We start from the raw sequence: 14,592 nt of genomic DNA, 5'->3' as shown, positions 1-14,592 counted from the left end.
ATGGCAAGGATCATCGCGCTGGATGGCGCACAGGGAGAGGGCGGCGGGCAGATTTTGCGCTCGGCGCTGAGTTTATCAATGATAACCGGCCAGCCGTTTGAAATGAGCGACATCCGCGCCGGGCGCGCCAAACCGGGGCTGCTACGCCAGCATTTAACGGCGGTGCGGGCGGCAACGGAAATCTGCGGCGCGCAGGTGAACGGCGACGAGCTGGGCTCGCAGCAGTTGCGTTTTACGCCGGGGCCGATTCGCGGCGGCGAGTACCGTTTCGCGATTGGCAGCGCGGGCAGTTGTATGCTGGTGCTGCAAACCGTCCTGCCCGCGCTGTGGTTTGCCGATGGTTCATCCCGCGTGGAGGTTCACGGCGGGACGCATAATCAGGCCGCGCCCAGCGCCGATTTTATCTGCCGCGTCTGGGAGCCGCTGTTGGCGAGGATGGGCATCAGCCAGCGCACCACGCTGATAAAACACGGCTTTTATCCGGCAGGCGGCGGCGACGGTCGTCGAACCGGCAACGTCTTTACGCGGGCTAACGCTGATATCGCGCGGCGAGACGCTGCGCACCACCGCTGAAGCTTTGCTGGCGGCGGTTCCTTACCACGTTGGCGAACGTGAAGTCGCAACGCTGGAAGCCCATTTCCCGCTGGCGGAGAAAAATGTCGTTGCGCTGGAAGGCGGCTGCGGGCCGGGCAATGCGCTGTTGCTGATGATCCAAAGCGAACAGTTGACCGAACTGTTCGCCGCGTTCGGCGTAAAAGGCACCAGCGCGGAAGCGGTAGCTAATCAGGTTGCGCATGAAGCGCGGCGCTATCTCGCAAGCCCGGCGGCGGTGGGAGAGCATCTGGCCGACCAGCTGATTTTACCGCTGGCGCTGGCGGGCGAAGGCGCGTTTACCGTGGCACGGGCTTCCGCTCACTTGCTTACCAATATTGCGGTGGTGGAACGGTTTTTGCCGGTCAGATTTTCCTGTGAAGCAACCGAAAGTGGCTATCTTGTCCGGGTAAGCGACTAAGTCATCTTTACGAGCATTGCAAGGCAAACATCCGGGCCCGGTTTGTATGTGTGTCTCAGTTGAGCTACAATTTGAACTGTATAGAGACACAGTACAGGAGACTAATCGATGGCTGCAAATGCGCTTGTTCGTGCCCGTATCGACGAAACGCTGAAGGACCAGGCGGCAGATGTCCTGGCTGAAATGGGGTTAACCATTTCTGATTTGATACGGATTACACTGACTAAAGTTGCGCGTGAAAAGGCATTGCCTTTTGATTTGCGCATACCCAATGAGTTAACGTCACGAACGATAGAAAATAGCGAAGCTGGCGTTGATATTCATAAAGCCAAAGATGCTGATGATTTGTTTGACCAGTTAGGGATCTGACTATGGGGCAAAGGGAAATTGAATATTCGGGACAGTTCCAGAAAGATGTAAAACGGGCACAAAAGCGTCATAAGGATGTCGGCAAACTTAAAACACTTATGACGCTTCTGATTCACCACCCTTTTCCCCTTCCTGCCATTTATAAAGATCACCCGTTACAAGGTTCATATAGCGGATACCGGGATGCCCATATTGAGCCTGACTGGATTCTTATTTATAAGATAACGGATGAATGCCTGCGATTTGAACGAACAGGAACGCATGCCGATTTATTTTAAAAGCGCCGTTTTTGCCCATATGTTAACCGGTGCTTTCAGGTTTTATGATTAAACAAATTTACACACCAGGACGTTGCCTGTTTTGCCTCAAACCCCGTACCCCATCATCTTCAGCAACTGTTGTGCGTGCTGTACCGCGTCCTGACGGTGCGCGACGCCGAGTTTCTGGTAGAGGTTGCGGATATGCGTCTTAATGGTGGTTGCGGCCACCGCCAGTTCGCCGGCAATCTGTTCGTTGCTGTAACCGGAATAGATAAGCCCTAACACCTGCCATTCACGCTGGGTGAGCGGGCTGGTGCGAATAAGCTCCGGGACATCCGGATGGTTAAGCAGGCGCTCGACGAAGCCTTCGTCAAAATGGGCGAATTTATGCCGGTGATGTTGGTTAATCTCTCGCAGGATGCGCTGCGCGCGATGCTGCTCCATCTCCGGCAGCGTATTGAGCTGGATAAGCTGACGCAATTGTTGCGCCATGGCTTCGCCTTCAATCACAAAATGGCTGATAAATCCGGTGCGGTTGGCGAGCTGTAAGGCATCAAGCAATACGCGCTGGGCGTCGTTTTTCCGCCCGGATTGCCAGTAAAGCTGATTGAGTAACAGCAGATTGCGGTTTAAATCGCTCATTAAGCGCAGGCTACGGGCATTCTCATTTAACTCTTCCAGCACGATTTCCGCAGGCTCGAATTCGCCCAGCAGGATCTGCGCGCGGGCGATATTCCGCCATTGCCCTTGCAGAAAATGGTTATTGGCAAACGCCGGTTTGGGCGTATGACGTAACCAGTTGGCGGCGGATTTCTTGTCGCCGGTTAACTGCCAGTAAATGACACGCACTTTATCGGCGTTAGAGATCCAGTCGCAGTGATAACGACCATTGCCTAATAAATTTTCCAGTCGGTTAAGCTGACTACGGGCATTATCCAGATCGCCGCGCGCCAGCGAGCACTGCACCAGTAACGTCAGGCACTGCAACTGTTGTTGCGGCTGGAAGGTGGACAGCACAGCGATACCGCTGCGCGCCGAGGCCTCCGCTTCGTCAAGGCGCGCCCACGCCCACAGCAATTGCGCGCGGATACGTACCAGAAACTCATGCATCGGCAGTTGTTCCAGATGTTGCTCTTTGATCAACTGGAAGGCTCTCTCCTGCGTTTCCCATGCGGCCTGCAGGAATCCCTGGGCGAACTGAATTTCGCTTTGTTGAATTAAGCTCCACAGCGCGTAATGCCAGACGTCATGATGGCGCGCCATTTGTTCGGTTTGCTGCATCAGCGATAAAGACTGGCTGAGATCGCCTTTACAGTGCAGCACTTCACCGTGAACGGAGGTCGCGACAATACGGCTATAAAACCAGGCGAGAGGAAGCTCATCCAGCGCCAGTTTCGCCAGCCGCTCTGCCTCTTCCGGATTGCCGTCGTTGATGGCGACCTGGGCGCGCAGCGCGTTAAATTCAGCATGCAGTGTGCCGTCCATGACCCCTTTGATCTCTTGCTCGGCGCGCGCCAGCAGCGTATTCACTTCGCTGTAGCGGTGTTGGCTTTGCATCAGCCAGGCCTGTAACAACACCAGCCGCGGATTTTCCAGCAGGCTTTCCCACGGCAGCGCTTTTAATGACTCTTCCAGCAGCGCCAGTTCACTGTGATTAAACAGCCCCCACGCATGGTTAAGCAGGATATCGCGCAGCATTTGCGCGTCACCCGCCGCCAGCGCATGATGTATAGCTTCGCTGGGAAAACCTTGTTCCATCCAGCTTTCCGCGGCCGCACGGTGGATCTCCGGCAGTTCCGCCGCCAGTTCCCACTGGCAACGCTGGCGCAGAAAGCTACCAAACAACGGGTGATAGCTGAACCATTCGCCCGTGTCGTCCATGCGTTGCAGGAATAACCCCTGGCGCTCAATCTCCTCCAGCCGCATCTGGCCGTTTTCTTCGCCGGTCACGCGCACAATCAACGCGTCATTCATTGAGCGTAAGATCGCGCTTTTAAGTAAAAAATGTCGGGTGCTGACATCCACGTTATCCAGTACTTCGTCCACCAGATAATCAGAAAGGTGGCTGGCATTAATCCCGGCAAGACGGCGGGCGGAGTGATGCGCAGAGGTATGGTTCTGGCGCGCGGAGAGGGCGATCAACTGTAGCGCAGTGGCCCAACCGGCCACATCGTCGCACATACGACTGCTCTCAGCGGCTTCAATGGGCGACGAAAGGCGACGGTCAAAAAATTGCTTTGCTTCCTGATGGTTAAAAGCTAACTGCTGGCTGCCGATTTCCAACAGCTGATCGCGCACGCGCAGATTAGCGATGCCCAGTTGCGGCAAATTACGCGATAACACCACCAGGGTGAAATTTTCCGGCTGATGCCGTAAGAAAAAGCGCATCGCGTCGTGAATCACCGGATTGGTAATCAAATGGTAGTCGTCAATCACCAGATAAAGCGGGCGATGCCACTGCGCCAGTTCAATAAAGAGCTGCGCGAAGAGGGACGTCAGGCTGGCGTACTGACGTTTTTGCGCCATCGCTTCGCTGGTAGAGCAGTGTCCGCCAGTGGCCTGTTGGATAGCGGCAATTAAGTAACTGGCGAATCGCTCTTGCTGGTTATCGCCTTCGTCGAGAGAGTACCAGCCTAATTCATTTTTGCCCGCCGCCCACTGTGAGACAAGCGTGGTTTTCCCATAGCCAGCAGGACTGGTTACCAGGGCGAGCCTGAAATTGTTCGCGCCGGAAAGTTTAGCCAACAGCCGCTCACGAACCACGGTATGGTCGAGACGAACCGGACGACTTAATTTAGACGGAATCAACATAGCAATCACTTCACTGTGGGAAATGGGGGGAACTGCGATTTTTTTTGCGCTTCGTAATTAATAGATATAAGGTCGGCCAGAAAGCATTTTAATGCAAGCTAAGCAGACTTTTTATGTGTCTTAATTTGCACTCTGTCACAATTCTAAATAACGGTATTAAAAAAGTGTTCAGCGCGGTTGAAACGAGCGTCAGAGCTGGGCTGAGGTCATATTTTCGTTATTGTAAATAATGTCCTGGACATGATGCGGATTTAACACAATGACGATACCAGGCGTTTAATTAATTATGTTTAGTGAGTGAATCTCCCGCCGCTGAATATTTCAGATAAGAAACTATTTCGGCGTTCATATAATCTTCGAAAATACCCCTTCGCGATTTACTGTTATTTCTGTTTATTCATTTGATTATGCGTAACACTGAGTGTCGTTGACAGGAATCGGCGCGTTTATACAGGGGTAAGTGGCGGCGATCACACTTTTATGCTCATCCCCGCTCCTCCTCCCTCCCTAATCATTGCCGGGAGGAGGAAGGTCAACATCGAGCCTGGCAAACTAGCGATAACGTTGTTTTATTACCCGAGGACGGATTTCCTATGTCACAGCCAACCTTCAATAAAGATCAATTCCAGGCCGCCCTGACGCGTCAGTGGCAGCGTTTCGGTTTACTGTCGGCGTCCGACATGACGCCTCGTCAGTGGTGGCAGGCCGTTAGCGGCGCGCTGGCGGAATTACTGAGCGCGCAACCGGTAGCGCAGCCGACAAAAGGCCAGCGTCATGTGAACTACATTTCGATGGAATTTTTGATTGGTCGCCTGACGGGAAATAACCTGTTAAATCTGGGATGGTACCAGGACGTTAGCGATGTACTGAAAGCGCACGATATTAATCTGACCGATCTGCTGGAAGAGGAAGTCGATCCGGCGCTCGGCAACGGTGGTCTGGGACGTCTGGCCGCCTGCTTCCTCGATTCGATGGCCACCGTCGGGCAGTCCGCTACGGGCTATGGTCTGAACTACCAGTATGGGCTGTTCCGTCAGTCATTTGTTGAAGGCAAGCAGATGGAAGCGCCGGATGACTGGCATCGCGGCAGCTATCCGTGGTTCCGCCACAACGAGGCGCTGGACGTCCAGGTTGGGATCGGCGGTAAAGTCACCAAAGAAGGGCGCTGGGAGCCAGGTTTTGTGATTACAGGCCAGGCCTGGGATCTGCCGGTGTTAGGCTATCGTAACGGCGTCGCGCAACCGCTGCGTTTGTGGCAGGCGACCCACGCGCATCCGTTTGATCTGACCAAATTCAACGACGGCGCTTTCCTGCGGGCGGAACAGCAGGGTATCGATGCGGAAAAACTGACGAAGGTGCTTTATCCCAACGATAACCACACGGCGGGCAAAAAACTGCGTCTGATGCAGCAATACTTCCAGTGCGCCTGCTCGGTAGCGGATATTCTGCGTCGCCACCATCTGGCGGGCCGTAAGCTGCACGAACTGGCCGATTTCGAAGTCATTCAGTTGAACGATACTCACCCGACCATCGCCATTCCGGAACTGCTGCGCGTGCTGATTGACGAGCACCAACTGAGCTGGGATGACGCTTGGGCTATCACCAGCAAAACCTTCGCCTACACCAACCATACCCTGATGCCGGAAGCGCTGGAGTGCTGGGACGAGAGGTTAATCAAAGCGCTGTTGCCGCGTCATATGCAGATTATCAAGCAGATTAACGACCGCTTTAAGAAACTGGTCGATAACACCTGGCCTGGCGATAAGCAGGTATGGACAAAACTGGCGGTGGTGCATGACCGTCAGGTGCGCATGGCCAATATGTGCGTGGTCAGCGGCTTTGCGGTCAACGGCGTGGCGGCGCTGCACTCCGATCTGGTGGTGAAAGATCTGTTCCCGGAATATCACCAGCTTTGGCCGAACAAATTCCACAATGTCACCAACGGCATTACGCCGCGTCGCTGGATTAAACAGTGCAATCCGCAGCTTGCGGCGTTGCTGGATAAAACGCTGAAAAAAGAGTGGGCTAACGATCTCGACCAGTTGATCAACCTCGAAAAATACGCTGACGATGCGAAGTTCCGTCAGCAGTATCGCGACATCAAACGGGCGAACAAAGAACGGCTGGTGAAATTCATCCAGGCCCGTACCGGGATTGAGATTTCAAGCAACGCGATTTTTGATATTCAGATCAAACGCCTGCACGAGTACAAGCGTCAGCACCTGAACCTGTTGCATATTCTGGCGCTGTACAAAGAGATCCGCGAAAACCCGCAGGCTGATCGCGTACCGCGCGTATTTCTGTTTGGCGCGAAGGCGGCGCCGGGCTATTACCTGGCGAAGAACATCATTTTTGCTATCAATAAGGTTGCGGAAGCCATTAATAACGACCCGGCGGTGGGTGATAAGCTGAAGGTGGTTTTCCTGCCGGATTACTGCGTCTCGGCGGCGGAAATGCTCATTCCGGCGGCGGATATTTCCGAGCAAATTTCTACTGCCGGGAAAGAGGCGTCCGGCACCGGCAACATGAAACTGGCGCTGAACGGGGCGTTGACTGTGGGAACGCTGGACGGCGCTAACGTTGAAATCGCTGAGAAGGTGGGTGAAGAGAATATCTTTATCTTTGGCCATACTGTGGAAGAGGTCAAGGCGCTCAAAGCCAAAGGCTACGATCCGGTGAAATGGCGTAAAAAAGACAAAGTGCTGGATGCTGTGCTAAAAGAGCTGGAAAGCGGTCAATACAGCGATGGCGATAAACATGCCTTTGACCAGATGCTGCATAGCCTCGGCAAACAGGGGGGCGATCCGTACCTGGTCATGGCGGACTTCGCCGCTTATGTCGAGGCGCAAAAGCAGGTGGATGCGCTGTATCGCGACCAGGAAGCGTGGACGCGCGCCGCGATCCTCAATACCGCGCGCTGCGGTATGTTCAGTTCCGATCGCTCTATTCGCGATTATCAGGCCCGTATCTGGCAGGCAAAACGCTAAGGGAGCGCGATGGAAAATAAACGTCTCGATAGTGCCGCGCTGGCGGCGGGGATCAGCCCCAGTTACATCAATGCTCATGGCAAACCGCAGTCTATTGGCGCTGAAACCAAGAGACGTTTGCTGGCGGCGATGCACGGCACGACAACAGGATCACAGGCGGTCGTGCCGAATGTGAAGGTTTATACCGCGGGTAAAAAAGTGGCGTTGCCGGTAGAGGGGCGCGGTGAGTTTGCCTGGCTGCTGACTACGGAAGAGGGCGTGCATTATAAAGGGCGCGTGACGGGCGGTAAAAAACTAAACCTTCCGGCTACGTTGCCGGAGGGCTACCACACCCTGACGTTGACCCAGGATGAACAGCGTACGCACTGCCGGATTATCGTCGCACCGCCGCGATGCTATGAGCCGCAGGCGCTGCTGGAGGGGAAAAAACTGTGGGGGGCCTGCGTCCAGCTTTATACTCTGCGTTCAGAAAAAAACTGGGGTATTGGCGATTTCGGCGATTTGAAGTCGATGCTGGTCGACGTGGCGACACGCGGCGGCGCGTTTATCGGCCTGAATCCGATCCACGCGCTTTATCCGGCGAATCCGGAGAGCGCCAGTCCCTACAGCCCCTCGTCTCGTCGCTGGCTGAACGTGATATATATCGACGTCAACGCCGTCGAAGATTTCCGCCTGAGCGAAGAGGCGCAGGCATGGTGGCAAATGCCCGCCACACAGCAAAAGCTGCGACAGGCGCGCGATGCGCAATGGGTGGATTACGCTACCGTTACCGCGCTGAAAATCACGGCGCTGCGGATGGCGTGGACGCGGTTTGCCGCTCGCGACGATGCGCAAATGGCGGAGTTTCGTCACTTTATCGCCCGCGAAGGCGAGAGCCTTTACTGGCAGGCGGCATTCGACGCGCTGCATGCGTATCAGGTAAAAGAGGATGAGCAGCGCTGGGGCTGGCCAGCCTGGCCGGAGGCGTACCAGTCGGTAGAGTCTCCCGCTGTAAAACAATTCTGTGAAGCGCACCGCGAAGAGGTGGAGTTTTATCTCTGGCTTCAGTGGCTGGCCTGGCGCCAATTCGCCGCCTGCTGGGATACCTGCCAGAGTTTTAAACTACCGATTGGTCTGTACCGCGATCTGGCGGTTGGCGTAGCGGAAGGCGGCGCGGAAACCTGGTGCGACCGGGAGCTGTACTGCCTGAAAGCATCTGTCGGCGCGCCGCCGGATATCCTCGGCCCGCTCGGTCAGAACTGGGGGTTGCCGCCAATGGACCCGCATATCATTGTCGCCCGGGCGTATGAGCCCTTTATCGACCTGCTGCGCGCCAATATGCAAAACTGCGGCGCGTTGCGCATTGACCATGTCATGTCTTTGCTGCGTCTGTGGTGGATACCGTATGGCGAAACAGCGGATCAGGGGGCTTACGTCCATTATCCGGTAGATGATTTGCTTTCTATTCTGGCGCTGGAGAGCCAACGTCACCGCTGTATGGTGATAGGCGAAGATCTGGGGACGGTGCCAGTTGAGATTGTCGGCAAGCTGCGCGATAGCGGGGTCTATTCTTATAAAGTGCTGTGGTTTGAAAATGACCTTGAGAAAAACTTCCGCGCGCCAGGCGCGTATCCGCAACAATCGATGGCTGTCGCCTCGACGCACGATCTCCCCACGCTGCGCGGCTATTGGGAATGCGGTGACCTGACGTTGGGTAAAGCTCTGGGGCTTTATCCGGATGAAGTGATTCTGCGCGGGCTGTATGAGGATCGCGAGCGGGCGAAACAGGGGCTGTTGGACGCGCTGCATAAATATGGCTGTCTGCCAAAACGCGCCGGGCATAAGGCATCGTTAATGTCGATGACGCCAACGCTAAATCGCGGACTTCAGCGCTATATCGCCGACAGTAACAGCGGTCTGTTGGGGCTTCAGCCGGAGGACTGGCTGGATATGGCCGATCCGGTTAACGTACCGGGCACCAGCGATCAGTATAAAAACTGGCGGCGGAAATTGTCTGCATCTCTTGAGGCCATGTTTGCCGATGAGGGCGTAAACAAGCTGATTAAGGATTTGGATAAGCGCCGAAAAGCGGCCGCGAAGAAGAGGTAATAAAGCCGGGGATTTCCCCGGCTTTATGATGGTGAGAGCACGTAGGCCTGATAAGCGCAGCGCCATCAGGCAATCCTGGCGCACATTGCTGCCTTATCCGGCCTACAAGCCGCCTCGCTTAAACCACCATACCCAGCAGCAGACAGCCGATCAGGCCGCAGACGGAGATGATCGTTTCCAGCATCGACCAGGATTTAATGGTCTCGCCGATAGTCAAATTGAAATACTCTTTGAACAGCCAGAAGCCCGGGTCGTTGACGTGAGAGAAAATCACGCTCCCGGAACCGACCGCGATAACCATCAGTTCAGGGCTAACGCCGGTAGTGGCGATCAGCGGCGCCGCAATGCCGCCTGCGGTAATCGCCGCGACAGTCGCAGAGCCCAGCGCGATACGCAGCACCGCCGCGATAGACCACGCCATCAACAGCGGAGAGACATTGGTTTCATGCATCATTGAAGCGATGTATTTATCCACGCCGCTATCGACCAGCACCTGCTTGAACGCGCCGCCGCCGCCGATGATCAGCAGCATCATGGCGATAATTTTGATGGAAGAGACCAGCGTATCGTTAATCTGATCCATTGAACGCCCGCGGTTCAGGCCAAAGGTGAACATCGCAATCAGTACGGCAATTAACGTAGCCATTACCGGGTCGCCCAGGAATTCGGCAACGGGCAGGAAAGCGTGGCCTTTTGGCAGAATCATCTCGGCAACCGCACGCATCGCCATCAGAATCACCGGAACCAGCGACGTCCAGACGCTGACGCCAAAGCCCGGCATCTCTTCTTCCGTAAAAGTTTTCGCGCTGTACAGGCCTTCCGGGATCGGCTTATCGATACCTTTCAGGAAACGGGCGTAAACCGGTCCGGCAAGGATCACGGTCGGGATTGCCAGAATCGTACCAAACAGCAGCGTCTTACCCATATCGGCATGGAAAATCGTGGCGATTGCGGTTGGGCCCGGGTGCGGCGGCAGGAAGCCGTGTGTGACGGAAAGCGCCGCGGCCATCGGCACGCCGACGTACAGTAACGGGATATTCGCTGCTGCGGCAATGGTGAATACCAGCGGCAGCATCAGAACGAAGCCCACTTCATAGAACAGAGCGAAGCCGACGGTAAAGCCGGTTAACACTACGGCCCACTGAATATGCTTTTTACCAAATTTCGCGATCAGGGTAGTGGCGATACGTTGAGCGCCGCCGCAGTCGGCAAGCATTTTGCCCAGCATGGCGCCGAACCCCATAATCAGGGCCAGACTGCCAAGCGTACCGCCGACACCGGCTTTGATGGAGCCGATGACTTTATCCAGCGGCATTCCCTGCATCAACCCGACAGCGAGCGCTACCAGGACAAGGGCGATAAACCCGTTCATTTTGAAGCGGATCATCAGAAGAAGTAACAAGATAACACCGATAGCAACGATGACTAATGGCATGATTTACCTGGCCTTTACTTTGTTATGGGTAACGTCATTGTTTCGACGACAAATTCCTGTTGTTCCCGACGGGAACAGAGTCGCAATAGCACCAATACTGATTACCGTTGAAACGAATGAGCGTAGTCAGATGTTATATGGATGTTAGGTGCCCATAAGAATGATACGGGTAACATGTGGGTGTTGAAAATGACCCTGGCAGGCAAAATTTAAATTATGAGACACAGGTCATGTTATCGGCGAAAGAAGAAGGACCATCGTTCTGAGATGTGGCTGATGGCGCAGGATGGCGGCGTAGACGCCTTATTCGGCCTACGGTGGGGCAGATAAGGCCCGACAGGCGCAAGCGCCATCGGGCATGGATGCGGGGAAAATCTTAGTAGTAGGAGTGCTCGCCGCGCTGGTGTTCGGTCAGATCGCGAACCCCTTTCAGTTCCGGGAATTCATTCAGCAACTGTTTCTCGATCCCTTCTTTCAGCGTGACGTCAACCATCGAGCAACCGTTACAACCGCCGCCAAACTGCAGAATTGCATAGCCTTCATCGGTAATTTCCATCAGCGAGACGCGACCGCCGTGGCCCGCCAACTGCGGGTTAATCTGCGATTGCAGAGCATATTCCACGCGCTCCATCAGCGGCGCGTCATCGGCCACTTTGCGCATCTTCGCGTTTGGCGCTTTCAATGTAAGTTGAGAACCTAGCTGGTCGGTCACGAAATCAATTTCCGCGTCTTCCAGATAGGGCGCGCTCAGTTCATCGACATAAGCGGTCAACAGGTCAAATTTCAGTGCAGTATCGGTGGCTTCTACGGCGTCGGGCGGACAATAAGAAACACCGCACTCTGCGTTAGGAGTGCCGGGATTAATGACAAATACGCGGATTTGCGTCCCTTCTTCCTGATTTGCCAGCAGTTTGGCAAAGTGCGCTTGTGCAGCATCGGAAATACGGATCATAGTAATGGCCTAATAGTTGACTATTTTAGTTGGTTATAATACGCCCATCATCGAGGCTCTACAAGGTTCGACACAGGCACCATACCTGGACAGTCGCTGCGCCGTTGCGCAAAAGCAGTTGCGCGATTTCCGCGACGGTACTTCCGGTAGTGACGACATCATCCACAATAACCATATGGAGACCCTGTACCGGCAATTCAAGGCGAAACGCGTTTTTCAAATTGCGCTTACGTAACCTGGCGCTGAGATGATGTTGTGTTGCGGTCGCCCGTACCCGCGTGATGGTCTGGCTGTCCCACGCGCAGCCAAGCCAGCGCGCTAACGGTTGGCATAACATATCGCTTTGGTTAAATCCCCGCCGCCAGTGTCGGCGCGACCAGAGCGGAACGCTGACGATTCTGTCGGGAAGCTGCAAGCCAGTGCTGCGGCGCGCCATGAGTACTTCCTGCAACAGTAGACGCGCCAGAGCGGCGGCAATTTCGCTGCGGCGGGTAAATTTAAGCTGATGCACCAGTAAACTCAAGGGCGGCGTATAGTCACTGACGCTCACCAGACGCTGCCAGGGCGGAGGTTTTTGCAGGCAGCGACCGCAGGGGAGCGAAGGATGCGCGGCAGGTAATCCGCATTGCGGGCACAGGCTGACGCGCTGACGAACGGCGCGCGCGCATACGGAACAAATTCCCCAGTGGCTTAACGCCAGCGGCATTCGGCATAGCCAGCATAATCCCGGTACTGTTAGCATAGGTGCATCCTTGTTAGACAAAAGAGAACAGTAACTGATGAATGACATCTGGTGGCAGACCTACGGCGAGGGAAATTGTCATCTTGTGCTGCTGCACGGATGGGGATTGAACGCGGAGGTATGGCATTGCATTCGCGAGGAACTCGGCTCGCATTTTACGCTGCATCTGGTCGACTTGCCGGGCTATGGTCGCAGCTCGGGGTTTGGCGCCATGACGCTTGAAGAGATGACGGCGCAGGTAGCGAAAAACGCGCCGGACCAGGCTATCTGGCTTGGCTGGAGCCTGGGCGGCCTGGTAGCGAGTCAGATGGCGCTCACCCACCCTGAACGCGTTCAGGCGCTGGTGACAGTCGCCTCTTCGCCATGCTTTAGCGCGCGTGAGGGGTGGCCGGGAATAAAACCAGAAATCCTCGGCGGATTCCAGCAGCAGCTTAGCGACGATTTTCAGCGCACGGTGGAGCGTTTTCTGGCGCTGCAAACGTTAGGGACGGAGACGGCGCGTCAGGATGCCCGCACCTTAAAAAGCGTGGTGCTGGCGCAGCCTATGCCGGATGTAGAGGTGCTCAATGGCGGACTGGAAATCTTAAAAACGGTCGATCTACGAGAAGCGCTTAAAAATGTGAACATGCCGTTTTTGCGTTTGTATGGTTATCTGGACGGTCTGGTGCCGCGTAAAATCGTGCCTTTGCTCGATACGTTATGGCCGCACAGTACATCACAGATAATGGCGAAGGCGGCCCATGCGCCGTTTATCTCGCATCCGGCGGCGTTTTGTCAGGCGCTGATGACGCTAAAATCATCGCTGTAACCAGGGCGTTGCCGGGCCCGGACCATTCTGCCAGATTAATGGTTTTCAGACGCCAGATCGGCAGGCGCCAGCCCGGTAACCCTAAGCACGGTATCGCGATCGAAACCATCGTTTAGCATCGAGCGGGCAATGCGCAATGCGGCGAGCCGTTGGCCTTCCTGCTTGCCTTGCTGTAGCCCTTTCTGTAACCCGTTACGATGTCCTTCCTGACGTAATCTTTCTGCGATAGTCATGATCTTCTCCTTATGCTGTGGGATACGCATAGCCACCTGGCGGATAAACGTATTGAAGCGCGCGGCGTCGCCAGTGTGCATCATGTAATTAAACAAACTTTGAAGCTGGGTGTCATTAGCGTATCCCTTAACCAGCAGGGCGACCAGCTGTTCGACAAGCCCCATCAGATCACGCTGGCGGATGTGTTTTTGTATGAGTTCCAGCAGCGCGACCCGTCGGTGCCGCATAATCTCGTCGTCCGGCACGACCGTAATATCGACCAGAGGAAAGGCGGTGGCGTATAGCTTACGCGCCATCACCGGGTCGGCAAATTCATCCAGCCAGCATAATGAAAACGGATACGGGCTGCGGTTTCCGTGATAAAACAGCATTGGCACCACTAACGGCAACGTCTTATGCCCGGCCTCCAGGTGCCGTTGCATTGCAGCCATTGCGTAACGCATCAGCCGAAATGCCATATGCGCGTCCGGCGTACTCTGATGTTCAATAACCACGTAAATGTAACCTTCACCTTCACTTGTTTCCAGCGACCAAAGAATATCGGAATAATGGGGGCGTAAATCCTCTTCAATAAAGCTACCGGACTCCAGCCGTAACGTATTCAGATTACAGATTTGACGTAATGTCGTCGGGAGATGAATTTCCAAAAAATCCCGTGCAGTATCGGGGTGGCATAGAAACTGTTTGAATACCGCGTCATGCGGCGTGGATGTTGTTGAGGTCGCCATATCGATCCGTCATCGGTGAAGTTCAATGGCGTGACACTACGCGCAGACCGGGCTGATTGCAGTAGAGGATTAGCGCGCTTGCGAGGCGCGTGGGGAGATAAATGCGCACGGCGGTAACGCTTTCATCTTTGTGGAAGGCATGACGCAAAATTGCCCGGCAGCGTGA

Annotated in this window: 10 protein-coding genes and 1 pseudogene; 6 read left to right on the top strand and 5 right to left on the bottom strand. The window is 55.0% G+C overall.

Annotated features, from left to right (window positions below; translation table 11 throughout):
* From rtcA to N7E69_RS06660, 3 genes and pseudogenes are all read left to right on the top strand, one after another.
* Nucleotides 1–1,012: pseudogene (gene rtcA, locus N7E69_RS06670) on the top strand (RNA 3'-terminal phosphate cyclase).
* A 108-nt stretch (nt 1,013–1,120) separates the two neighbouring features.
* The gene (locus tag N7E69_RS06665; RefSeq protein ID WP_000729713.1) at nt 1,121–1,381 is read left to right on the top strand and encodes a type II toxin-antitoxin system RelB/DinJ family antitoxin; all 261 of its coding nucleotides are present in this window, start codon (nt 1,121–1,123) and stop codon (nt 1,379–1,381) included.
* 2 nt (nt 1,382–1,383) lie between these two features.
* Nucleotides 1,384–1,659, top strand: a complete 276-nt coding sequence (locus tag N7E69_RS06660) for a type II toxin-antitoxin system YafQ family toxin (RefSeq protein ID WP_001526148.1) — start codon at nt 1,384–1,386, stop codon at nt 1,657–1,659.
* A gap of 87 nt (nt 1,660–1,746) precedes the next feature.
* On the opposite strand, the gene malT is transcribed toward N7E69_RS06660, so the two are convergent.
* Nucleotides 1,747–4,452, bottom strand: a complete 2,706-nt coding sequence (malT, locus tag N7E69_RS06655; protein ID WP_000907030.1) for an HTH-type transcriptional regulator MalT — start codon at nt 4,450–4,452, stop codon at nt 1,747–1,749.
* A 593-nt stretch (nt 4,453–5,045) separates the two neighbouring features.
* Between malT and malP the strand changes: the two genes are divergently transcribed.
* Nucleotides 5,046–7,439, top strand: coding sequence for a maltodextrin phosphorylase (gene malP / locus N7E69_RS06650; RefSeq protein WP_000082245.1), 2,394 nt, complete (start codon nt 5,046–5,048; stop codon nt 7,437–7,439).
* A gap of 9 nt (nt 7,440–7,448) precedes the next feature.
* On the top strand, nt 7,449–9,527 hold the full coding sequence (gene malQ / locus N7E69_RS06645; RefSeq protein ID WP_000428737.1) for a 4-alpha-glucanotransferase: 2,079 nt from the start codon (nt 7,449–7,451) through the stop codon (nt 9,525–9,527).
* 118 nt (nt 9,528–9,645) lie between these two features.
* Here malQ and gntT read toward each other — a convergent pair whose 3' ends face one another.
* The 3 genes from gntT to gntX form a co-directional block, all read right to left on the bottom strand.
* Nucleotides 9,646–10,962 (bottom strand): gluconate transporter, encoded by a 1,317-nt coding sequence (gene gntT / locus N7E69_RS06640; RefSeq protein WP_001131741.1) that lies wholly within the window; start codon nt 10,960–10,962, stop codon nt 9,646–9,648.
* A gap of 376 nt (nt 10,963–11,338) precedes the next feature.
* A complete protein-coding gene (gene nfuA, locus N7E69_RS06635; RefSeq protein WP_000619387.1) occupies nt 11,339–11,914 on the bottom strand; it encodes a Fe-S biogenesis protein NfuA in 576 nt (191 codons plus the stop codon).
* A gap of 58 nt (nt 11,915–11,972) precedes the next feature.
* Complete coding sequence (gene gntX, locus N7E69_RS06630; protein ID WP_000958734.1) at nt 11,973–12,656, bottom strand: DNA utilization protein GntX; 684 nt, start codon at nt 12,654–12,656, stop codon at nt 11,973–11,975.
* Nucleotides 12,657–12,693: 37 nt separating this feature from the next.
* Here gntX and bioH point away from each other — a divergent pair, with 37 nt between their 5' ends.
* Nucleotides 12,694–13,464 carry a pimeloyl-ACP methyl ester esterase BioH gene (gene bioH, locus N7E69_RS06625; RefSeq protein WP_000998146.1) on the top strand — a complete coding sequence of 257 codons (771 nt, stop codon included), beginning with the start codon at nt 12,694–12,696 and terminating at the stop codon, nt 13,462–13,464.
* Between the two features lie 35 nt (nt 13,465–13,499).
* On the opposite strand, the gene N7E69_RS06620 is transcribed toward bioH, so the two are convergent.
* The gene (locus tag N7E69_RS06620) at nt 13,500–14,426 is read right to left on the bottom strand and encodes an Rpn family recombination-promoting nuclease/putative transposase (protein WP_000235956.1); all 927 of its coding nucleotides are present in this window, start codon (nt 14,424–14,426) and stop codon (nt 13,500–13,502) included.
* Nucleotides 14,427–14,592: the final 166 nt, after the last annotated feature.

This window comes from Salmonella sp. 3C (assembly GCF_025426275.1).
Taxonomy (GTDB): Bacteria; Pseudomonadota; Gammaproteobacteria; order Enterobacterales; family Enterobacteriaceae; genus Salmonella; species Salmonella enterica.
This window is presented reverse-complemented; position numbering and strand designations above follow the sequence as displayed.